This is a genomic window from Dawidia cretensis (genome assembly GCF_018598175.1).
Lineage (GTDB): Bacteria > Bacteroidota > Bacteroidia > Cytophagales > Cyclobacteriaceae > Ohtaekwangia > Ohtaekwangia cretensis.
Map to the genome: position 1 here is coordinate 194360 of NZ_JAHESE010000007.1, position 22753 is coordinate 217112.

A 22753-nucleotide genomic window follows, 5' to 3' on the forward strand; every position below is an offset into this window, starting at 1 on the left:
TGTATTGTTATCGAACTTACGAATTCGCCTGCCTGAATGATACGAAAGGAAGACGTTACCGGGAAAATACCCGTGGAAGCTCGGCAACGTCCTGAAGGCAATATCGATTGATCCCATCGAAAAATACTATTTTGTAAATACATGCCGTTTCCAGACATTAGGGTATGAGGTTTCAGGTGGAAAACCTTGTGGACTTACATTCAATAACTAAAAAAATACCAATGAAAATTAGACTTATTACGGCGTTTTTATTTCTGACCGCATGTTTTAGTGCATTTGGTCAAGAAAAAAACAGTTCGGCTGTTGTAGACAAAGGATTAATCAAAGTATCCATCATGTACCCCTTTGCAGAAGGCAAGACATTCAATATGGAGTATTATGAAACTAAGCATATGCCAATGGTAGCGGGATTTTTGGGGTCGAATTTGGTAAAATACACCATTGAAAAAGGCCTTGCCAGCGGTATTCCCAACCAACCATTGCCGTTTATGGCAATTGGTGTATTTTATGTAAAAAGCCTGAATGATTATCAGACGGCAATTGCCCCAAAGAGAGATGCGATAATGGCCGACTTTCCGAACTACACGAATATTGCTCCGGTAATTTTGGTCAGTGAGGTGATCCGGTAACTCTTCTATTGTAATCGTCCATGTCCGGTTTGTATACAATCTTCCCGGTCGCTCTCCATAGCGTTAGCAGTCTACTAACACTTCCTTCCATCTCAAAGTACCGGATCAGCAAGCCGAAAAAGCTTTAGAGCAAAGGGTGGTTCTTATAATGTCTGATATCATGGTTTTGATGGCGCGTCAGCATGGGCTCGTGGTGGGTATAATTTTGTATTGATGGAAATTATTTTTCTGTGGTACACCATTGGCAAATGTTAGTATGTGAATGATGCAATTTGTGGATATTGTGACGATGACGAACAACGTTATTCCCTTCGTGCAATCAGCTTCCTATCCGATTCGTCCTGGGAATTTGGTGCGGCCGTTAATTGACGGCGAACCCGCGTTCCGTCGCATCTGCGAGACAATCGAGGCAGCTCAAAAGAGCGTCTGGGTGACGGTAACTTTCATGTGGGGAGACTTTGAGATGCCGGACGGCCGTGGTGGTACATTCGACGTTCTTGATCGCGCGGCTGCACGTGGCATCGATGTGCGGGTGATTTTTTGGCGGCCGGAAGCAAAGACCGAGGGGCTCAGGCGCAACGCATTCTGGGGATCTCCGGCCCATATTGATTTACTCAACGGACGCCGATCTGGCGTGAAAATCCGCTGGGACTGCGCTCATCCCGGTTTCTGCCAGCATCAGAAAAGCTGGCTTATGGATGCCGGTATCAGAAATGAAACAGCCTTTGTCGGGGGGATTAATCTCAATCCCCATTCCATGGTCACGCCTGGTCATAACGGCGAGGGACACAATCACGACGTTTACGTAGAATTAGCAGGCCCCTCGGTGGTCGATGTTCATCACAACTTTGTACAACGCTGGAACGAAGCAAGCGAGCGATTGGCGGAAAATGGTCGTTGGGGAACGGGGAGCGAAGCCACGCTGCAGTTTCCAACCCAAGTTTCCAGTGCGCGCGGTAGCGCAGTCGTGCAAATACAACGAACCATCCACCAGGGATGCTATCTCGACGGGCAAGCAACGCCGGAAGGAATATCATACGACATCGCTTCGGGTGAGCAATCAAATTTCGATCAGTATTGTGCGGCCATCAATGCTGCACGCGGCTCAATCTATATGGAAAACCAGTATGTTGATGTGCCTGAAATCGTGGATTGCCTTCATCGGGCGCTCACGCGAGGCGTAGACGTGGTGTTGCTGATGCCGGCTGAACCGGACGTGGGTTTGCCGATTCCGCCAGAGCGACAGACGTTTCTCAAAGCTCGGGCTGAGCTTGGGACTTTCGAGGGCTTCATGCTGGCGGGTATTGCAGGCATCGGCGTTGATGGTCGTCGCAAATCAATCTACGTCCATGCCAAGCTCATGTTAATTGACGATGAATGGGCTACTGTCGGCTCATGCAACCTTCACCGTTTTTCACTCTTCGGAAATAGCGAGATGAACGTCGCCTTCTCAGAGCCCCATACCGTTCGCGCCCTCCGGTGTGAGCTTTTGCGTGAGCACCTCGATCAGGATACGTCGGATATAAGTGATCGTGACGCGCTCCAACTATTCCGAAAGATCGCCCGGGAGAACCGTAGAAAGTACGAAGTCGGTGATCATGCCTGGGAAGGGCTCGCTTTCGAGCTCGATCCTGGCAAATACGTGGGGTAATGCGTTTGCCGGTTTGAGTACAATGAAGGGCATTGCTCCATCAATAGAAGAATAGTCCGGACAGACAGACCGGACTATTACAATTTTACAGAATAACACCCGAGCTCGCTACAGCTCCTGCATTGCGTTCCAGGTATGCTGTGCCCGCCTCCGGCTCGTCAAGCCAGGGAAAAAGATCGGGTGGATGATTAAAGCCATTGACGAGATCTGCTGTAATGGACGGATTAAATCGCGCCGCATCGATGATCCGCATAACGTAGGGCGAAGGTGGTAACAAGAATACGTCGCAGAACCGGTTTACGTATTGTGAGTATTGCCAGAACGAGTCGAATGTACGCTGCATCCATGCTTCATCGAACGGCCGGTCGCCCTGGGCGAGAATGGAGGTGGCGTAGTGATGTGCCATTTTGGCCGCATTATTTCCTCCTTGCCCTACAATCGGATCGTTGAGTATAACAGTGTCGCCCAGACCGAGCACAGGAGCATTGTTCGCCACCATGGCCACGGGGTGGCGCACTACAGGAACAAATGAGCCTTTGAGGAATGCGTTGTCGTCTACAAGCACGACATCATCAAAAGCGGCGGCCTGCCAGGGCATGTACCGATTGATTACCTCTTTGGCCTTTGCCAGCAGCCCGGGACCACCCTGCACGTCATCGAACACATCCAGTATGCCACCCGGAACCACTTCCATCAAAAGCCATGCGCACTGCAGGCCGCTCTTATGATAAAACGGGCACGTGATGATCTGCCCCCCTTCCATGATATTACCGAGGTTGATCGATCTGAACGGCAGATCGTACGGGCTGGTGATGTGGAGCTGCACAAGCTTGCGCGCCGGCATGCTCCAGGAGGAACGGGCATTGTCGCGCGTGAATAAGCCGCACAACGGACCTTTACCGGTAGATATTACCACCAGGTCAAACGTCTGTGTCCAGCGCGCGACAGCCGGCACGTCGACATCGCCGACTATAAACTTCCCGCCGCGTTGCTGGAACAGCGTTATCCAGTGATAGAACTTGAGGCGCTGGTCGATCGACACACCCGGCTGCCGGAGGTCAGCATGTACACCGAAGGCAAAGGCACCATCCGGCGTACCAAAATTGATATCGAATGCTGTTGAATGAAAAGCACGGTCTTTCCATGCGTTTATGCCGAGCGCATCTTCCAGCTGGAGGCTACTGTGAAACAGATAGGTGCCGCCGGTAGGAGCACCGTTAAATATCTGGTCAGCGGTCTTATCGGAAAACAGGGTGACATCGTAACCGGCTTGCAGCAATGCCAGGCCCAGGTGCAGGCCAGACTGACCGGCACCGGCGATTGCTATTTTCCTCATAGGCCTGCCGGGGTAAGTTGTTGTACGAACTTATCGTGATCCCACAACACGCGCAGCTCGGTTACGTGCGACTGGTCGTCAAACTTGAAGATAAAGATGTGCTCGGAATCGAAACGAAGGCCGTGCGCGGGAATACCGGCAAAGTCCTTTCGTTGCGTGCCGAAAATAGATACCCGGCATTTTACGGCGTGCTGCGCTTCGATCCATTCCAGCGATGTTACTGTGTTGTCGAGGTCGGGGAAACAATCCATCAGTGCAGTCCAGATGTTTTTGCCGAGCGCATGAACAAGACCTGTACCGGCCTGATCCAGCGGCTCAAAGTAAACGATGCTTTCGGAGGTGCACAGGTTCAGCATCCGTTCGATATCCATTTCCTGATACGCCGAAAAGAACTCGATGCAGGTTCCCTTCATTTGCAGCACGGAGGTTGCTTCCTTTTGCTGCGTTTTTGTTTCATTCATAGAGAGGTTGTTTTATAGTTATACTTACTTCGTTGCCTGTTTCGATTCGGGGCCACCATCCAGAAGCCACCCGGCGTATACAATTTTCCAGCGTCCGTCCTGTTTTTCGAGTATACGGGTTTCATAACTCAAACCGGGCATGTCCATAGCTGTCTCACCTGTATCGGTACCGTATTGCTCGAATGTTACCCAGGCCATGTTTCCGGAAACACGTATGTTCATATTTTCACGGCGCACTTGCTGGCGGTTCTTTTCAGGGTTGTCTATAATAAGCTTCTCCATCCGGCCTCCGATAACCGACCACCCTTTCATTACGGTTACACCGCCACGCTGCCACCACCCGACTACACGCACGTAGTCGCCGTGCGCCCATTGGTTCGCGAGGGTGCTGAAGTCTTTATCCCAGAAGGCTTCGGTCTCGGCAATGATCACTTTTTTGATAGCATCCTCGTCTGCACTTACACGTACCACCGGACGGTCCGGGGCCATAAAAGATAGTGCAGCAAAAGCTGCCGCCACAATCCCTTTAATCAGTAAAATTTTCATGAGTCTTGTTTTTTTACAAAGCTATGGAGTGCAAACCGGCGACGATAGTAAAAATGCGGTCGGGTATTATTCTTTCTTTTTATCCAGCAGTCGTGTAAGCTCCGCGTGTTCCTGTAGGTAGCGTGCAGGGCTCAGATCGTTCAGGGCTTTGAAATCTTTTATGAAATGGTTCTGATCGTGAAAGCCTCCCTGAAAAACCATGTCCTGCCAATCGACGCGCGAAGCATGAGCCACCTGGTTTGAAATGGGTGCCATACGTACAATGCGACAATATTGTTTGGGTGTAAGACCTGTCTTTTCTAGGAATTTACGTTCAAGGTGCCGGCGGCTTACGCACAGCTCTTCCATAAGGCGTTCAACGGTTATATTACCCGTATTTTTTAGAATAAGCTCTGCGGCCATATCGGCGACATTAACTCTTTTCTCATGGCCGTCTAACCACGTTGCAAAATATGTGTTCAATATATCGAGCCTTTCGGCGACGTCCATGTCAGTTTTCAGGGATGTATAAAGCGCACTCGCCTGGTCGCCCAGCAGTGCATCAAGGTTTATACGTTTGTTTACTACGGTGCGCATTGAAAAATCGAACAGCGTGGCAATGGCTGTAGGTTTAAACACGACGCCTACCTGGCGCACGGCTCCCGAAAGTCGTATGCGATAGTTTTTTGTTTGCTGTCCGGCCAATATACAATCTGGCAAGGTCTGGAAGTCCTTTTCGACTGCTGTGCACACGGCATACGGATCGCCCAGGTTAAAAATTATGGCTGAGTAGCCACTGGGCGGCGACTGGATAATCTGCGTTTCACCGTGGGTATAGGCAAGGTCGTAATAGCACACAATAAACGGTTCCAGTATCGGTTGGGAGCCATATTTCTGATAACTGAGCATATTTGCTGCTTATACGTCGTAGGCAAAAGAAAGATAACAAAAGTTGTGGATAATCGCTACGCCAATGCAAGTCGCGGATAACCCCGCTGCCGGAACCCCATAGAGGAATCGAGGTCTGCGCTCAGATTTTCAATACAACCTGTATACAAGTGTTCATCAGAGCATTTCAAAATGTAAACAAACCACAACTATTCGATAACACTTAATATTCAAACAACCTCAGTCAGGCCTCGCCCGACGTAGCCTTGATGCACCACAAACCTGTACCCAAAAACTATGGAATAAAAAAAAGCCATCGCCAAGGCGACGGCGGGCGAAGTCCAGGCGAAAGGATTCGAACCATAACTCCCAATAACAGAACATTGGTATACTAACGACAAGTCTGGTCATCTCCAACACCAGCAGTTAATAATACCCCTTCCTTACGCCTTCTTCTTCTTTCCCCCTTCACTCTGCAACCTCACCAACTGCAACGCCAGCTGATCCGAAAGCGCCACGTTATCATTCGACCCTTCCGGAAACTGGTTAGAATAAAAACCCTTCGCTGCCCAAAGCTCCAGCACATCGGTAGACGCCACAGCATACGGTGCGTACTGCCGGTTGTCGGATACCAGCAGGACTTTGCCTTCTTCGTCGTTGAAGTTAAAGACGCGTTTGAAGACGATACCTTCCTGATTGGTCACTAATATATAGAGCTTGCCGTTTTTGATGGTGGAGACGTCTTCGACGTGCTCGCCGAAGATGATGCTGCCCGGTTGGATGGGGAGCATGGAGTCGCCCTGGATCTCGAAGGCACGGTAGGTGCGGTTACGGTTCAGGACGGGGAGGTTGATCTTAGGCAGGTCGCGGACGAACTCAGGGTCCTGGTAACCGTTGAGGTAGCCGGCCGATGCCTTTTGCATGACGAGCTCGACGTTCTCTTTACTGGTGCTATCCACGGTGATGGCAAGGACTTCTTTGCCGCGGCCGGGGCGCAGGTTCTTGCGTTCTTTTTCGGGAATCTTGCTGAGGTCCTGGCTGACGAGGGCGTCCAGGCTTACCTGGAAGATACGCGTGAAGTCGAGCAGGGCGGGCAGCGGCGGGGTGGCGCGTTCTTCTTCATAGGCACCAATGGTGGCTTGTTTGAGGCCGAGCTTTTCCGCGAGCTGTTTTTGCGTCAACCCTTTTTCAGCGCGTAAGAACTTCAGATTCTGATTTACAGTGGCCATAGTGGTTTAGGGGTAAGTATACCGATGGGTGAGAAAGTGTATAGGACGTACAGGACGTTCATTTTATAGATCGATTTTACACGATATCATTGACATTCACAACGGATTAACAAAAACCTCCCCCACCGGCGTCGCCGATGGAAGGAGGTCTTATGATGTTTCACGTCACCACAACGTAGTCACTGTTAGACAAAAGAATATCTACAAGATGGCAAAATCAGCGTATTCTGTTTGTTTCCTACAATGATGGAACAAAGCTAAAAAAATTAGTTCAAAAACAAAAATCAAACTAATATTTTTAGTTACTTCGAATCATGGATCGCAACATCATCCACTTTGACCTGGACGCTTTCTTCGTGGCGGTAGAATGTAAAAAGAACCCGTCGCTGAAAGGCCTGCCCCTTATTGTCGGGGGTAGCAGCCGTCGCGGGGTCGTGGCCGCCTGCAGTTATGAGGCGCGCCGGTTCGGCGTGCATTCCGCCATGCCCATGTACCTGGCCCTGCAACTCTGCCCCGACGCCCGGGTCATTTCCGGCGACATGGAGGCCTACAGCCAGCACTCGCATATCGTGACGGAGATTATCGCCGAAAAGGCCCCGCTGTTTGAAAAGGCGTCCATCGATGAGTTCTATATAGATGCCAGTGGCATGGACCGCTATTTTGGCGGCTTTAAATGGGCTGTCGAGCTGCGTCACCATATTATAAAGGAAAGTGGCCTGCCCATTTCTTTGGGTTTTTCGGTCAATAAGCTCGTTTCCAAGATCGCCACCGCCGAGTTTAAGCCCAACGCACAGAAACAGATTCTAGCGGGTACAGAAAAGGAATTCCTGGCGCCGCTCGGTGTGGAGAAGATTCCGATGATCGGCAAACAGACCGCGAGCTTCTTATATGATATGGGCGTACGCACGGTGGCGACCCTGCGCGAGATGCCGATGAACTTCCTGGTCGGCGCGTTTGGTAAGAACGGTGTTTCACTCTGGAACAAGGCCCACGGTATTGACGACTCCCCAATTGTGCCCCATAGCGAGGCGAAGTCGATCTCCACGGAATCGACGTTCGATGCGGACACAATGGACACCGCCAAGCTCAAGTCGATTCTGATTGCCATGGTGGAGAAGGTAGCCTTCCAGTTACGTGACCAGGGCAAGCTTACCTCCTGTGTCACGGTCAAGGTTCGTTATACCAACTTCGACACGGAAACCAAGCAAATAAAGATTCCCTATACGGCGTCTGACCACGTGTTGCTGCCGACTGTGACCGCGCTGTTTGACAAGCTGTATAATCGACGTATGCTGATCCGCCTGGTGGGCGTACGGCTGAGTGGCCTGCTGCATGGTAGCCATCAGATCGACCTGTTCAACGACACGGCGGCCTCGGTTAACCTGTACGAGGCGATTGACTTTATCAAACACAAACACGGTGCGGAGAAACTGATCCGGGCCACAACCCTGGACGTTAGCCGCCGGGTGCGCATGGAGATGAACATGTTCAAAGGAAAATAATTAAACGACGAAGCGATATGAAACTCACGACAAAAACCGGCTCTATTGTAAAAGAATTATCGTTCATTATCTCTCCCCCGCCCCACATTCGCAGCGACGTCTTTGTGTTAAAAGACGATGTGCATTACCTCCTTGGACATCCATTTCCAGGCCGGTATTCGACGGCTCATATTTCTTTGTTTAAGTATAAAGATGAGCATCTGGAGGACATGATCCGGTACGTAGAGGCGAAAGCCGTTTATATGACGCCATTCAACATTTTTGTAAAGAATCTGGCGGCATTCCACCACGGTAACCATCACCGGACTATTTATCTCGACATCATCAACAAATATCCCGTACGCGATATCTTCGAAAAGCTGGTGCGTGAAGATTCACATTATACGCCCCACATCACCATTGCGCCGATGCTGTCTTTACAGGATTTCGACAAATGCTGGCCGCACCTGCAAGACTTGCGCTACAGTCAACATTTTCTGTGTGACCGGATCACGGTGTTGGCCCGTGGCGATGGCCATTGGATGCATTATCGCGACATTATGCTCGGTGAAGACTAGCAGCCACAATGCACTACCCATTTTTTTCTAATTCGTTACCTTTATGCTCATGAACCCGTTACAGATTCTCCAGAAACATTTCGGCTACTCGTCCTTTCGGTTGGAGCAGGAAGCCATTGTCCACGCCGTTTTGGCGCAACGCGACACGCTTGTGCTGATGCCGACGGGCGGGGGCAAATCGTTGTGTTACCAAGTGCCTGCGTTGTGTTTTCCGGGCCTGACCGTTGTTATCTCCCCCCTCATTGCCCTGATGAAAAACCAGGTGGACGCGTTGCGCCTGAACGGCGTGCACGCGGCCTTCCTTAACTCGACACAATCACCGCCCGAGCAAAGCGCCGTCGTCGACGCAGTCCGTGCCGGCACGCTCAAGTTATTATACCTGGCGCCGGAAAGCACATTCCTGAAAGAGTTGCCGCGCTACAACGTTAGTTTACTGGCCATCGACGAGGCGCACTGTATTTCGCATTGGGGTCATGACTTCCGGCCGGACTATCTCAATCTCGCGCAGCTGCGCACGTTGTTGCCGAAGGTGCCTGTGATTGCGCTGACGGCGACGGCCGATCGCCAGACACGAAAAGATATTGTCGACAAGCTTTCCCTGCGCGACCCGGCGATGTTTGTGTCGAGCTTCAACCGCGCCAACATCCGGTATACAGTGGAGCCCAAACGGCAAAGCAGCGAGCGGCTGGTCGAGTTTCTCCGTTCGCGGCGCGACGACTCGGGGGTGATTTATTGTATGTCGCGAAGCAGTACCGAGGAAGTTGCCGCCTTTCTGACACGGGAAGGCTTTGATGCACTACCCTACCACGCCGGACTGGACCGCACGCTACGGAGCAAGCACCAGGATCTCTTCCTGCGGGATGAGGTCAAGATCATCGTCGCGACGATTGCTTTCGGTATGGGGATCGATAAGTCGAATGTGCGCTTTGTGGTACACATGGACCTGCCCAAAAGTGTCGAAGGGTATTACCAGGAGACGGGTCGCGCCGGTCGCGATGGGCTGGACAGTGAAGCACTATTGTTCTTCTCCTACGGCGATGTGATCAAGATTAAACGGCTGGCCCAGGTGCCCGGCAATGAGGCGCAGACCGAGATTGCCTTCCGCAAGCTCGAACAGATGGCAGAGTATGGTGATCTTCGCAGTTGCCGGCGTCGGTTTCTGTTGCAATACTTCGACGAGACCGCGCCACAGCATTGCGGAAATTGTGATATCTGCCTGGCAGAACATGAGCTGGTAGACGCGACCATCCTTTCTCAAAAGGTGCTGTCTGCGGTAACCCGATTAAAAGGGCGCTTTGGCGCCGGGTATGTCATCGACTTCCTGCGGGGCTCGCAGGCCGCGCGTATCCAAGAGTTTCATAAGAAGCTGCCGACGTATGGCATCGGTGCGGATGTGAGCAAGGATGATTGGCACGATGTCATTCGGGAGCTCATCGACCAGGGCTACCTGGCCAAGGCAGAAGGGCAATATCCCCTCCTGCAACTCACCGACCGCAGTGACGATGTACTACGCCGTACGAGCACCGTATTGCTACGAAAATCGTTGGCACGGCCGGTCGAGCTTGAATCGGCGGCGGTAGAAGAGGCTACACCTGCGTATGATACTTCCTTGTTCCAGCAGTTAAAAGACCTGCGTCGTCAGCTGGCTGCGGCTGACAATGTACCGGCGTATATTGTTCTGTCGGACGCGACGTTGCAAGAGCTTGCCTCCTATCTGCCGCATGGCCGCGAAGAGTTCAGTCGTATCTCGGGTTTTGGTCAGCAAAAGCTGGAGCGCTATGCGGACGCCTTTGGTGAGATCATTACCTCGTTTTGCGCGCGGCAGGGTCTTACCTCACGCATACACCTCAAGACCCGTAAGCCGAAGCGCAAGGACTCCACTGACCGCGACAACGACACGAAACAGCAGACGCTGGAGCTATTCAATAAGGGCTATTCCATTGAGGCCATTGCCGCTACGCGTGAATTGAGTCCCGTTACAATTGAAGGCCACCTGGCGTTTTATGTACAGCAACGACGTATACCGGTCGAAGCATTAGTAGACGTTACCAGGCTTCCTGCTATTCAGGCGGCGATCGCGCAGAGCGGCGGCCTGATGCTGACGCCTATCAAAGATATTCTGGGTGATGCCTACAGCTACCGCGAGATTCGCATGGTCGTTGCCACGCAGAGCGGACGTTCCTAACATGTATCTCAACTGTCACACGGCTTTTAGCTTTCGATACGGCACGTTGACCGTGCAGAAGCTGTTTGACGAGGCGCGGCGATGTGGTGTTCATACGTTGGTACTGACGGAGATTAACAATACCGCTTCGTATCTGGAGATGCTGCGCCTGTGTCACGAGCATCGGCCCGGTGCCGATGGGTTGACGCTGTATGGAAAAGAGCCTTATGTGTTGGATGTTGCCGTCGGCGTGGAATGTCGCGGAGAAGACAATGCGCTACTCTACATCGCCATCGCCCGGAATAACGCGGGCTTTGAAGAGCTCAACCGGTTCCTGTCCCGATACAACCGGGAGCACAAGGCGTTGCCGGAGCGAGCGCCGGTATTTGATCAAGTCTTCATTCTATATCCCCTTGGGCGTTGCGCGCCGGAGGTGTTGCGGCCATATGAATATCTCGGGGTACGCCCGCAGGATCTGGGTCCATTGACGTTGTATGCACCGTACCAGGAGTATGCAGATCGGTTTGTTGCGCTGCACCCCGTGACGTTTGCCAGCAAGACCGACTTTAACATGCATCGTTTGCTGCGAGCGATGGCCAACAATACATTGCTGAGCAAGCTGTCTAAAACACAGGAGGCGCAGCCTGACGAGATTATGCTGACCGAAGAAGAGTTACGGCAGCGCTATGCGCGCTTTCCGGAGCTGATCGCGAATGCCGAGGCGCTCATAGCGCAATGCTCGCTCGATTTGAGGCCCGGTGGTGATCAGAATAAAAAACACTTGCGCGGCAGCCGGGCCGCCGATCTCGCGTACCTGACCGAAGAGACCTGGAAGGGATTTACACGGCGTTATGGCCACGCAGACGAGGCTGTTGTGCGTACACGGATCGAGAAAGAGCTCGACATTATCCATAAAAAGTCCTTCGCTTCGTATTACCTGATTGCCTACGAGCTGACCCAATACGCTACGCAGCGGGGCTATGATTATGTGGGCCGCGGCAGTGGAGCGAACAGCGTGGTGGCGTATTGTTTGGACATTACCAATGTCGATCCGATCAAGCTCGATCTTTACTTTGAGCGGTTCCTGAACGAAGAGCGCGCGTCGCCACCCGACTTCGACATCGACTTTTCGTGGGACAATCGTGACGAGATTTACCAGCATCTCTTTGACCTCTATGGTGAGCAGCATGTCTGCTTACTGGGCACGCACGTGACCTATCAGCGGCGATCGCTGTTGCGGGAGCTGGGCAAGGTGTTTGGCTTGCCGAAGGACGAGATTGAAGCGCTGGCGGACCGCAATGAATATACACCCGATCGAGAGGATATTGCGCCACTGATCTTGCGGTATGCCGAGCGCATGAAGGACTTGCCCTCGAACATGTCTATTCACGCGGGGGGTGTGCTGATCACGGAAGAGCCGATCTACCGGTTCACGACGCTCGAGTTTCCGCCGAAAGGGCTGCCCGTGTCGCATTTCGAAATGCACAACGCGGAAGACTTCGGCATCTTTAAGTTCGACATTCTCAGCCAGCGTGGTCTGGGCCATCTCAAAGAAACCGTTCGGCATGTCAAACGCAATCGGGATGCGCACGTGGACATTCACCAGTTCGAGGCCTTTACGCAGGACGAAGGTATCAAAGACCTGATGCGTACCGGGCGGACGGTGGGTTGCTTTTATGTCGAGTCGCCCGCCATGCGTATGCTGCTGGGCAAGCTGCGTTGTGACGATTACCTGACGTTGGTGGCCGCCAGCTCGATCATTCGGCCAGGAGTTGCCAGCTCGGGGATGATGCGCACCTACCTGGAGCGTTTTCACGCGGTGCGGCGTGGTGAGTCGTATGCATCGATTCACCCCATGATGGACGAGCTAATGCGTGATACGTTTGGGGTGATGATCTACCAGGAGGACGTGATCAAGGTGGCGCACCACTTTGCGAAGCTTACGTTGACGGAGGCAGATGTACTGCGGCGTGGTATGTCGGGGAAGTATCGCTCGCGTGAAGAGTTTCAGCGTGTAGCGGACAGGTTTTATACATCCTGTCGTGCACAAGGATATGACGAGGCGGTGATCAAGCGGGTGTGGTATGAGATCGAGAGCTTCTCGGGCTATTCGTTTGCGAAGGGGCACTCGGCGAGCTATGCCGTGGAGAGCTATCAAAGTCTTTTCCTCAAGGCACATTACCCGCTGGAATTTATGGTGGGGGTCATTAATAACTTTGGGGGCTTCTATAAGACCGAGTTTTATTTTCACGAGGCGCGTATGCTCGGCGGGCAAATCTCGCCCCCTTGCGTGAACCATAGTGAATACCTGACAACGATAGAAGGGCGTGCGCTATACATCGGGTTTGTGCATGTCAAAAGCCTCGAGGAAAGGATTGCGCGGGAGATCGCCGTCGAGCGCGGGCGCCAGGGTGCGTATACCAGCCTGGATAATTTCTTACGCCGTCTGCCACTGGGGTTGGAGCAAATGCGGGTATTGATCCGGATGGGCGCGTTTCGGTTCACGGGTAAGACTAAACCGCAGCTGTTGTGGGAGGCAATGTTGTTTTTCGGGCAATCGCGAACAAAGCAACCGGCAGGGATGCAGACCTTGTTTGACACGGCGCCGAAAGAGTATCCGCTGCCGACGTTGCAGCGGAACGCACAGGAAGACGCATTTGATGAGATCGAGCTGTTGGGGTTTCCATTGTGTGATCCGTTTCAATTGGTGTCGGGTGGGCACGTGGGAGATACTGCGGCACGGGAGCTTGTTGGTTGTGTTGGGAAGCGGGTGTCGATTTTAGGATATGTTGTGACGACGAAGAATGCCTGGACGCAGAAGCATGAGATGATGTACTTCGGGACGTTTTATGACCGGCATGGCGAGGTGTTTGACACGGTGCACTTTCCTATCGTGGCGAAGCAGTTTCCGTTTCGCGGGCGGGGGTTTTATTATATCGAGGGAAAGGTGGTGGAAGATTTTGGGGTGCCAATGATTGAGGTGCATGGATTTGAGAAGGTACCGATGATCGATAAACGGGCGGAGTTGCCGGAATTGCCGGTGGGGATGGCCTAAAAAGTCACAAAACCGCATCCGGAATCGGAATCGCATTCGTTTGCGATTTTGTAAATAAAGTTGCGCAAACGTTGCGGAGAATTCCGGAAGAGTTTTTAAACTTGTGGTATGAAGTACAATCAGGTTACCATTAAGGACATTGCCCGCGAGCTGGGCATATCTCCTTCGACTGTTTCCAGGGCGTTGAAAGACCACCCGGACATTAGCCCGGAGACGAAAAAAGCTGTCAACGAGCTGGCCGAGAAACTGAATTATCAACCCAACATAGTCGCGCTAAGCCTGCGCCAAAGTAAGACCAATACACTCGGGGTCGTCATCCCGGAGATTGTTCACTTTTTCTTCTCGACCGTCATTAGCGGTATTGAAGATGTGGCCTACAGCGCCGGGTACAACATCATTATCACCCAGTCAAACGAGTCACTGCAGCGAGAGAAGACTGACATCAAAGCGTTGTTCAACAGCCGTGTGGACGGTATGCTGATCTCGCTGTCACGCGAGACCAACAGCTTCGAGCACATTGACGCTATGATGGCGAAAGGTGTGCCGATGGTGTTCTTTGACCGCGTATACGATTCTGCTAATTCCAGCAAAGTGATCGTGGACGACCTGAGCGGTGCCAAAGAAGCCACCCTGCACCTGATTGAGCAAGGCTGCAAGCGCATTGCTCACCTGGAAGGACCTCCGAACCTCGATATTACGAAGCAGCGTCTGCAAGGCTTCCGCGAAGCGCTGACAGAAAACAACCTGCCCGTACACGAGGATCTGATCGTGAGCTGCCCGCAGGGCACCATTGAAGAGGGTAAGGCTGCGGCCGAAAAACTGTTGAAGATGGCCAATCCGCCGGATGCGATCTTCGCTACAAACGACCCCGCTGCGATGGGTGCCATGCAGACTATTAAAGAAGCCGGTCTGAAAATACCGCAAGACATTGCGGTGGTAGGTTTCAGCAACTGGTTCTTTAGCTCGCTGATGGATCCGCCGCTGACATCGGTTGACCAGCCTGGTTTTGAAATGGGTCAAGAAGCAGCGAAGCTGCTGATCCGTCAGATCGAGGTGAAGTCGAAAGAGCATATTGATCCTACACCGGAGACGAAGCTTCTCAAGACACGTTTGATCGTGCGTGATTCTTCGCTGAAGTCGGGCAAGAAGAAATAAGTCTTTTGAGTTTTTGAAGTTTAGGAGGCCGCCTGAAAGGGCGGCTTTTTTTTATTATCTCCCGCCGAAACCGGGAGGATCAAGCATAGAAGCAACGCCCTATAGGTTGCTTCAATTATGCCACAGCTATGCTTCAGCCATACAACAGGTATGCTGCAATCCAGGCTTTGACCTGCCGACAAGTCGGGTTCAGATTGCGCAACCCATACGATTCATTTCGACACTTTTAGTTTTCGGGCGTTTTGTGGCATTTCAGCCGGTTGCGGGATTGCGACTAACCAGTTACCGCAATCGATTTCTGTTTTTTAGTGCGGCATTGCCGTAGGTTTAATGGCACGAATTCATGTTACTTGGTATGTAATCGCCACAAACACATGACCCTTAAGATCAATCGTATGCTCAACCAGAGCTTAGGAAATATTACTTCGTGGCAGCGTGAGGCTGCCGGTGTTCAGGGAGAAACCAGCTATGGTAAATTCCGCGTGCAATGTTACAACGATCACATCGCACGCATCAGCGTGACGCGCGACGAAGCGTTTGAAGATTTCTCATATGCGGTTGTGGCTTCGCCGCAGGGCACTCCTACCCTGACGGAGCTATCAGGTTTTTTGGAGTTGCGTACGAATGCTTTTGTCTTGAAGATCGATACCGCGCCGGTGCGCTTTAGTTTTTATACCCTGCAGGGACAACCGATCAATGAGGACGATCCCGCCTTTGGCACGAGCTGGAATGGTGAGCAAGTAACGACGTACAAGAAGATGCAGACGGGTGAGCGCTTCATCGGCCTGGGCGAAAAGACGGGCCCACTCGATCGCAAAGGGCAAGGGTATCAGAACTGGGCGACGGATAGCTTTGCTTATTCGCCCGGGCAGGATCCGCTGTATTGCTCTATTCCTTTTTACATCGGCGTACACAACGGTGTGGCCTATGGTATCTTCTTTGACAACAGCTTTAAGTCGTTCTTCAACTTCGGTGCTTCGAACGATCGCTTTGCGAGCTTTTATGCCGACGCGGGTGAGATGAATTATTATTTCATTCATGGTAGCTCTGTCGCCGAGATCATTCGTCATTACACGCACCTGACGGGCCGTATGGAGATGCCGCCGCTGTGGAGTATTGGTTATCAGCAGTGCCGCTATAGTTATTATCCCGATAAAGAAGTGTTGAACCTGGCGCGGACGTTTCGCGAGAAGGATATTCCGGCGGATACGATCGTGTTCGACATTCACTACATGGACCAGTATAAGATTTTTACCTGGAACAACCGCGACTTCGCAGATCCTGCGATCCTGCTGACGCAACTGCGCGACATGGGCTTTCACGTGGTGGTGATGTGCGACCCTGGTATCAAGGTTGAAGAAGGCTATGCCACGTACGACGCGGGCATGCGGGAGAATATCTTTATTCAATACCCCGATGGCACGCCGTACACCGGGCAGGTATGGCCGGGGTGGTGTCACTTCCCCGATTTCTCCAACCCTCGGGCACGCGCCTGGTGGCAAGAGCAGTTCAAGGAATATGTGGCACTCGGGGTCGATGGCTTCTGGAACGACATGAACGAGATCGCCACCTGGGGCCAGATGTTGCCCGAGCTGATGACGATGGATTTTGAAGGTCAGCAGGCAACGATGCGCCGCGGCCGAAACTTATACGGCTTCCTGATGGCCCGCAGCACGTATGAAGGTACCAAGGCCCTGCTGGCTGGACGGCGGCCGTTTAACCTTACACGGTCGGGCTACTCGGGTGTGCAGCGCTATGCGGCGGTCTGGACGGGCGACAATGTGGCGTATGACGAGCACATGCTTTTGGGTGTACGACTCGTGAACAGCATGGGTTTGTCGGGGATTGCCTTTGCCGGATATGATGTCGGTGGCTTTGTGGGCGACGCCAACTCAAAGCTGTTTGCGCGCTGGGTATCCATCGGTACGTTCTCGCCGTTCTTCCGCGGTCACTCGATGATCAACAGCCGCGACTCCGAGCCGTGGGCGTATGGTGAGGAAGTGGAACAGATCTCGCGCAATTATATCAAGTTGCGTTACCAGCTCCTGCCCTATTTATATTCGCTCTTCCACGAAGCCAGCGAAACGGGCATGCCGGTGCAACGCTCGCTGGCGATTGACTATACCCACGACCGGAAGGTGTACGACGGCCAGTTTCACAATCAATACCTGCTGGGGCCATCGCTGTTGATTGCGCCGGCTGAAAGCACGAAAGAGTTTATCAAAGTGTATTTGCCGGACGGCGATTGGTATACCCTCTATACCGGCCATAAACACGCAGGTCACGCGGAAGTGATTACCGAATGTCCGGTACACCGGCTGCCGGTGTTTGTGAAGGCGGGGGCGCTTCTTCCGCTGAAACCGGCCGCGCCCAATACACAGGCGGTGAGCGAGCTGCTGATTCTGCACCTCTATACCGGCAAGCAGGACTCGACGTTTGTTTATTACGAAGACGACGGCGCGACGTTCGAATACCAATCGGGTATATATGCCCGGCGACCACTGGCGTACTACGCCGCGGCACGCAAGCTGGTGGTTGGCACTACGGAAGGCACATACGTTTCGCCGGTGAAGAAGCTCAAGATTGTGTGGCACGGATTGGATGAGCATCCGACGGAGGCGTTGGTCCAGGGCGAGCCGGTGGTGATCCATCCCGATGTGAGCCAGTTCCTGGCGGCGTTGGAGAAGTTCGACCCGTTCTTCGATCCCGAGCCGGCACCTCAGGAGGCTGTGTACAGTGCGGAGATCGCCTATACCGCGGGCGAGATCGTGATCCAGTGGTAATACCGCGGCTTGATTGTCTCTTCGTTTTTCGACACATTCGTGGATTCAATCGTTTGAACCTACCCTGATGCAACCTACCGTCGCCCTTTCCAAGCCCCGTTTGTCGTTCTGGCAGATCTGGAACATGAGCTTTGGCTTTTTTGGTATCCAGTTTGGTTTTGCCCTGCAAAATGGCAATGCCTCCCGTATCCTCGGCATCTTCGGCGCCGATGTGGAGCACTTGTCGTGGTTCTGGCTGGCGGCTCCGCTGACGGGCATGATCGTGCAGCCCATCATTGGCTATTATTCCGACCGTACGTGGACGCGGCTGGGACGACGCCGTCCCTACTTCCTGGCCGGTGCGCTAGCGGCATCGATAGCGATGTTGTTTATGCCAAATGCCGATGTACTGGTGCATGCATTACCAACCCTCTATGCGGCGGCCGGCATTCTGATGATTATGGATGCTTCTTTTAACGTGGCGATGGAGCCCTTTCGCGCGTTGGTAGCGGACTTGCTGCCTTCCGACCAACGTACGCTGGGCTTTTCCATTCAGACCTGCCTCATCGGTATAGGCGCGGTCATTGGATCGTTCCTGCCGTCTATTCTTTCATCGTTTCTCGGGTTTGATGAAGCATTGCCCAAGGGTGAGGTGCCTTTTTATCTTTCGCTTTCGTTTTACATTGGCGGTGCGGTGTTTTTGTCGGCCATTTTGTGGACGGTATTCACGACGCGGGAGTCACCATATCAACATCACGACGCTGCCGAGGGACAAGGCCACGGCCTACGCCAGATTGCCGACGATTTTGCCGCGATGCCGCGCACGATGCGGCAGCTCGGCCTGGTACAATTCTTCTCCTGGTTTGCGCTATTCTCGATGTGGGTGTTTAGTACACCGGCCATTGCGACACACGTGTATGGGCTGGCCGCCAGCGACACATCGTCGGTGGCGTACCAACGCGCGGGCAACTGGGTAAGCTCATTGTTTGGTATTTACAATGGCGTATCGGCCGTGTATGCTTTGCTCCTGCCCTACCTGGCGTTTAAGCTGGGCCGTCGTACCACGCATGCAGTCTCGCTGACAGCGGGCGGCCTGGGGCTTATTTCCATCTATTTCATTCACGATCCTGCATGGCTGGTAATATCCATGGTCGGTGTTGGGATAGCATGGGCCAGCATCCTGGCGATGCCGTATGCCATTCTGGGTGGCGCATTGCCCGCCCATAAGATGGGCCTCTACATGGGTATCTTCAACTTCTTCATTACACTACCGCAAATCGTTAATGGCATTATCGGCGGCCCGGTGGTGAAATACCTGTATGGCTCGCAGGCCATCTACGCGCTGGTGACGGCGGGCGTCTTCATGCTGCTGGGCGCCGTCTCTGCGCGGTTTATTGACGACTCCGAGGACCGTGCGAAAAGGTAGGCATGCAGCGGTTCATCCCGCTAAAGCGATCTAAAAGGTGTTTTTCCGGGTCAAAAATTACATATCTACGTGTGGCCGACGAGACACACCTGTTTACTTTTTCGTGCCCGGCTGATTAACTTTGGTTTATTATTTGACTGACCTCTCTTACACCTACCATTTTATGCAAACCGGACGTTTACGTTTTCACGCCTGCCTGACGGTAGGCAGGCTCATTTTTCTCTTTATCGCGCTTGTTTATCTTTCCGCTTGCGGCTCTGCCAAGAAGTCGTACGAGCGCGGCGACTATTACGGCGCCGTGATGAAGGCGGTGAACAAGCTGCGCAGCAACCCTGATCACTCCAAGACGCTCGACGCGCTGAAGAATGCCTATCCGCTGGCGGTCGAGCAATTCCAGACCCAGGCCAAGAACGAGATCGCCTCCAATGCGGCCTTTAAGTGGAAAAACTCCATCCAGTATTACAACTCCATCAACCAGATGTACGAGGCCATCCGCGCGTGCCCCGGTTGTATGAAAGCTGTCAAGAACCCGGTGAACGTTTACGCGGAGATTGGCCCCCTGAAAGAAAAGGCTGCTGAAGAAAGCTACAACGCGGGCATAGACGCCCTGATGAAGGGCAACCGGAACGAAGCCAAGAAGGCGTATTACAGCTTTGCAGATGCCCAGAGCTTTGTGCCGGGCTACAAGGATGTGGTGGAGTACCTCGACAAAGCCAAAGAGGAAGCGACACTGATCGTGGTATTGGAGCAGATTCCCGTGCCGGCACGTTACAACCTGAGCGGAGGTTTTTTCCAGGACAAGGTCGAGGAGTTTGTACGCTCCAACTATACGGAACAAACCTTTATCCACTTCTATACTCCTCAAGAGATGAAGACAATTCGCCTGAAACGCATTGACCAGATCGTGCGTGTGCAGTTCGACGACTTCTCAGTAGGCAATTCGAACATGAAGGAGAAGGAAGAGACTTTCTCCAAAGACAGCGTGAAAGTCGGCGAAGCCAAAGTGGCGGGCAAGACCGTGCCGGTGTATAACACGGTGAAGGCCAAGTACACAACCTACCGCAAGGAGATTGTTTCCTCGGGTCTGCTGAGCATGGTCGTGATGGACGGCAAGACCAACGGTGTGTTGGCACACCGGAAGTTCAACGGTGAGTATGTGTGGGTAAGCCAGTGGGCACGCTTTAACGGCGACGACCGCGCCCTGACGAGCCAGCAGATTGCCCTGACCAAACAACGCGAGCAACAACCGCCGGTGGCCCAGGACCTGTTCCTGGAGTTCACCAAGCCGATCTATAATCAACTGATCCCGGCCATTAAGGGATTCTATCAGAACTACTAACGCCTTCCCTGGCGTACAGTCCTTTGCCTGGATTTGCGTTTTTCTGAAAACGGGAATCCAGGCAAACCATTTTTCCCGTATTTAGGTTTTTATGACTAAACACGGACTCCTTATGAAATTCGGATTATGGGCAACGATCCTGGCACTGCTGGTCGCCGGGACTTCCTGCGGACAAAAGCAAAAACAAGCAACAACGATGACAAATAAACCTGTAAAAGAGGGTCTGACGGTAGCAACCTTTGGGAACGGTTGTTTCTGGTGTACAGAAGCGGTCTTTCAAAACCTGGAGGGTGTCGAACTGGTAGAATCCGGCTACTCGGGTGGCCACGTGAAGAACCCTACCTACAAAGAAGTGTGTACCGGGCAGACGGGCCACGCGGAAGTAATCCATGTGCACTACGACCCGGCGAAGATTAGCTACGACGAATTACTGGAAGTGTTCTGGAAGACACACGATCCAACGACGTTGAACCGTCAAGGTGCTGATGAGGGTACGCAGTATCGTTCGGCAATCTTCTATCACAACGATGAGCAGAAGCAACTGGCGGAGAAGTATAAACAAGCGCTGGATAAATCCGGTGCGTTCACTGCACCGATCGTCACCGAGATTGTACCGTTCGAAGTATTCTACAAAGCAGAGGACTACCATCAGAACTATTACAACCTGAATGGCAGTGCACCCTACTGCTCGTTCGTTATTCAACCGAAGGTGGAGAAGTTCAAGAAGGTGTTTAAAGACAAGCTGAAAAAATCTTAACTTTTTTTAATCCTAATGAAACCCCATGCTACGGTCTCCGTTAGTATACAGTGAGTAGAGTAATTCTTCTCATAGGTTTAGGTTTAGGTAAAACAAAAGAGCCCAGAGACGCTGGGCTCTTTTGCATTTTATATACTTCCCATTCTTCTGTTATATATCATCTCTATATACCATCTATTGGGCCTTTCCTACACTTCACCGAAGAATGTACTGAATCCTCTACAGTACACGCTACACACCTGCCGATGCCAACGCTTTCTATGCAGGCATGATTTTCGTCTTGTTATGGCGATTTGCAATATGCTGATGTGTATACCTGACTTTACCGGTATCGTTGCCAATATCATTCAAACGTAGTGGCTATCTGTTAAATGCAGAAGCCCGAAGCTCTTGGTAGAACTCCGGGCTTCCGGGTGGCAGCCTGACGGTTGTCAGGCTCGTATGCTTTACTTCATTTCATAGGCAATCTCCATGATCTTTACGACCTCGCCGGAGCGGTTCTTGATGGGCGAGAAGGCTGAACGGACATTGATCAGCTCACCTTTCCGGTTCTGCCGTTTGAAGAGTCCTTTCTTGGGATAACCATTGGCCAGGTCTCTCCAGAATTGACGGTATTCCTCGCTATTCTTTTCTTCTTTGGAGGCCAGGACACGATGGTGCTCACCCAATACTTCGTCTTGCGTGTATCCAAAGAGCTCCAAGAAGTTGCTGTTTGTTTTCACGATCGTACCATCGGGGTTGTACTCGGATACGGCCAACGAGCTGTGAATAGCGTTGAGCGTGCTTTCGGTCTCGCCCTGGCTGCGCTGCATTTCTTCTTGTGTGGCTTGCAGCTCTTCCATGTTCTGACGCATTTCTTCTTCTTGCGCACGCATCTGTTCGGTCATCTCCTGCGATTCTTCCAGCAGGCGCTGGGTGCGGGCGTTGACCTTCACCGAAGAGATGGTCGAAGCGATGCTCTCGGCGATCTTCTGTACAAACTCGATCTCGAAGTCCTTGAACTCGCCGAATGACGCGATCTCCACGACACCGAAAATCTGGTCGTTTACTTTCAGCGGCACGATCACGACTGCGGTAGGGTTTGCGTCACCCAAACCTGACACGATGCGTACGTAGTTTTGAGGTACTTCCGTCAAGTATACGGTGTCGCCCTCCTGCCAGGCCTGGCCGGCCCGGCCTGCGCCCCGCGGCATCGGATGGGTGCGGGATTTCTTCTGTCTCGTATGCACCTCTCCGCGCCCCCGACACGTAGAGGCAGGGGGGGGTGCGGGGGGGGGGGGGGGCACATCCTGATGGGCTTCGCGTATGTGTTGATTG

At 52.5% G+C, this 22753-nt stretch carries 17 protein-coding genes; 11 read left to right on the plus strand and 6 right to left on the minus strand.

Annotated features, from left to right (window positions below; all coding sequences use genetic code 11):
* Positions 1-221: 221 nt before the first annotated feature.
* Positions 222-629, plus strand: coding sequence for an EthD family reductase (locus tag KK062_RS10305; protein ID WP_254084206.1), 408 nt, complete (start codon positions 222-224; stop codon positions 627-629).
* A 262-nt stretch (positions 630-891) separates the two neighbouring features.
* The gene (locus KK062_RS10310) at positions 892-2280 is read left to right on the plus strand and encodes a phospholipase D-like domain-containing protein (RefSeq protein ID WP_254084207.1); all 1389 of its coding nucleotides are present in this window, start codon (positions 892-894) and stop codon (positions 2278-2280) included.
* Positions 2281-2365: 85 nt separating this feature from the next.
* Here the strand turns inward: KK062_RS10310 and KK062_RS10315 are convergent, their stop codons facing one another.
* The 5 genes from KK062_RS10315 to KK062_RS10335 all read right to left on the minus strand — a co-directional run bounded on the left by KK062_RS10315 (position 2366) and on the right by KK062_RS10335 (position 6719).
* The gene (locus KK062_RS10315; protein ID WP_254084208.1) at positions 2366-3616 is read right to left on the minus strand and encodes a styrene monooxygenase/indole monooxygenase family protein; all 1251 of its coding nucleotides are present in this window, start codon (positions 3614-3616) and stop codon (positions 2366-2368) included.
* The gene (locus KK062_RS10320) at positions 3613-4077 is read right to left on the minus strand and encodes a nuclear transport factor 2 family protein (RefSeq protein ID WP_254084209.1); all 465 of its coding nucleotides are present in this window, start codon (positions 4075-4077) and stop codon (positions 3613-3615) included. The genes KK062_RS10315 and KK062_RS10320 overlap by 4 nt, the downstream gene beginning before the upstream one ends.
* 24 nt (positions 4078-4101) lie before the next feature.
* Positions 4102-4623, minus strand: coding sequence for a YybH family protein (locus tag KK062_RS10325; protein ID WP_254084210.1), 522 nt, complete (start codon positions 4621-4623; stop codon positions 4102-4104).
* Between the two features lie 66 nt (positions 4624-4689).
* The gene (locus KK062_RS10330) at positions 4690-5511 is read right to left on the minus strand and encodes a helix-turn-helix domain-containing protein (RefSeq protein ID WP_254084211.1); all 822 of its coding nucleotides are present in this window, start codon (positions 5509-5511) and stop codon (positions 4690-4692) included.
* Positions 5512-5933: 422 nt separating this feature from the next.
* On the minus strand, positions 5934-6719 hold the full coding sequence (locus KK062_RS10335) for an XRE family transcriptional regulator (RefSeq protein ID WP_254084212.1): 786 nt from the start codon (positions 6717-6719) through the stop codon (positions 5934-5936).
* Between the two features lie 314 nt (positions 6720-7033).
* Here KK062_RS10335 and dinB point away from each other — a divergent pair, with 314 nt between their 5' ends.
* From dinB to msrA, 9 genes are all read left to right on the plus strand, one after another.
* Positions 7034-8221, plus strand: coding sequence for a DNA polymerase IV (gene dinB, locus KK062_RS10340; protein WP_254084213.1), 1188 nt, complete (start codon positions 7034-7036; stop codon positions 8219-8221).
* A gap of 17 nt (positions 8222-8238) precedes the next feature.
* Positions 8239-8778 carry a 2'-5' RNA ligase family protein gene (locus tag KK062_RS10345; protein WP_254084214.1) on the plus strand — a complete coding sequence of 180 codons (540 nt, stop codon included), beginning with the start codon at positions 8239-8241 and terminating at the stop codon, positions 8776-8778.
* 49 nt (positions 8779-8827) lie between these two features.
* Positions 8828-10963, plus strand: coding sequence for a DNA helicase RecQ (gene recQ / locus KK062_RS10350; protein WP_254084215.1), 2136 nt, complete (start codon positions 8828-8830; stop codon positions 10961-10963).
* Between the two features lies 1 nt (position 10964).
* Positions 10965-13997: a DNA polymerase III subunit alpha gene (locus tag KK062_RS10355; protein ID WP_254084216.1), complete on the plus strand. Its 3033-nt coding sequence runs from the start codon at positions 10965-10967 to the stop codon at positions 13995-13997.
* A 108-nt stretch (positions 13998-14105) separates the two neighbouring features.
* The gene (locus KK062_RS10360; protein WP_254084217.1) at positions 14106-15152 is read left to right on the plus strand and encodes a LacI family DNA-binding transcriptional regulator; all 1047 of its coding nucleotides are present in this window, start codon (positions 14106-14108) and stop codon (positions 15150-15152) included.
* Positions 15153-15526: 374 nt separating this feature from the next.
* Positions 15527-17935 carry a glycoside hydrolase family 31 protein gene (locus KK062_RS10365; RefSeq protein WP_254084218.1) on the plus strand — a complete coding sequence of 803 codons (2409 nt, stop codon included), beginning with the start codon at positions 15527-15529 and terminating at the stop codon, positions 17933-17935.
* A gap of 67 nt (positions 17936-18002) precedes the next feature.
* A complete protein-coding gene (locus KK062_RS10370) occupies positions 18003-19340 on the plus strand; it encodes an MFS transporter (protein WP_254084219.1) in 1338 nt (445 codons plus the stop codon).
* Between the two features lie 163 nt (positions 19341-19503).
* A complete protein-coding gene (locus KK062_RS10375) occupies positions 19504-20679 on the plus strand; it encodes a hypothetical protein (protein ID WP_254084220.1) in 1176 nt (391 codons plus the stop codon).
* 112 nt (positions 20680-20791) lie between these two features.
* On the plus strand, positions 20792-21436 hold the full coding sequence (gene msrA / locus KK062_RS10380) for a peptide-methionine (S)-S-oxide reductase MsrA (protein WP_438835853.1): 645 nt from the start codon (positions 20792-20794) through the stop codon (positions 21434-21436).
* 446 nt (positions 21437-21882) lie between these two features.
* On the opposite strand, the gene KK062_RS10385 is transcribed toward msrA, so the two are convergent.
* On the minus strand, positions 21883-22753 hold an 871-nt coding region (locus KK062_RS10385; RefSeq protein WP_254084221.1), incomplete at its 5' end, for a PAS domain S-box protein.

Bases quoted from the DNA above. Each gene is read 5' to 3' on its own strand.
- KK062_RS10305 (WP_254084206.1), top strand. From the start codon at position 222: ATGAAAATTAGACTTATTACGGCGTTTTTATTTCTGACCGCATGTTTT.
- KK062_RS10310 (WP_254084207.1), top strand. From the start codon at position 892: ATGATGCAATTTGTGGATATTGTGACGATGACGAACAACGTTATTCCC.
- KK062_RS10315 (WP_254084208.1), bottom strand. From the start codon at position 3,616: ATGAGGAAAATAGCAATCGCCGGTGCCGGTCAGTCTGGCCTGCACCTG.
- KK062_RS10320 (WP_254084209.1), bottom strand. From the start codon at position 4,077: ATGAATGAAACAAAAACGCAGCAAAAGGAAGCAACCTCCGTGCTGCAA.
- KK062_RS10325 (WP_254084210.1), bottom strand. From the start codon at position 4,623: ATGAAAATTTTACTGATTAAAGGGATTGTGGCGGCAGCTTTTGCTGCA.
- KK062_RS10330 (WP_254084211.1), bottom strand. From the start codon at position 5,511: ATGCTCAGTTATCAGAAATATGGCTCCCAACCGATACTGGAACCGTTT.
- KK062_RS10335 (WP_254084212.1), bottom strand. From the start codon at position 6,719: ATGGCCACTGTAAATCAGAATCTGAAGTTCTTACGCGCTGAAAAAGGG.
- dinB (WP_254084213.1), top strand. From the start codon at position 7,034: ATGGATCGCAACATCATCCACTTTGACCTGGACGCTTTCTTCGTGGCG.
- KK062_RS10345 (WP_254084214.1), top strand. From the start codon at position 8,239: ATGAAACTCACGACAAAAACCGGCTCTATTGTAAAAGAATTATCGTTC.
- recQ (WP_254084215.1), top strand. From the start codon at position 8,828: ATGAACCCGTTACAGATTCTCCAGAAACATTTCGGCTACTCGTCCTTT.
- KK062_RS10355 (WP_254084216.1), top strand. From the start codon at position 10,965: ATGTATCTCAACTGTCACACGGCTTTTAGCTTTCGATACGGCACGTTG.
- KK062_RS10360 (WP_254084217.1), top strand. From the start codon at position 14,106: ATGAAGTACAATCAGGTTACCATTAAGGACATTGCCCGCGAGCTGGGC.
- KK062_RS10365 (WP_254084218.1), top strand. From the start codon at position 15,527: ATGACCCTTAAGATCAATCGTATGCTCAACCAGAGCTTAGGAAATATT.
- KK062_RS10370 (WP_254084219.1), top strand. From the start codon at position 18,003: ATGCAACCTACCGTCGCCCTTTCCAAGCCCCGTTTGTCGTTCTGGCAG.
- KK062_RS10375 (WP_254084220.1), top strand. From the start codon at position 19,504: ATGCAAACCGGACGTTTACGTTTTCACGCCTGCCTGACGGTAGGCAGG.
- msrA (WP_438835853.1), top strand. From the start codon at position 20,792: ATGAAATTCGGATTATGGGCAACGATCCTGGCACTGCTGGTCGCCGGG.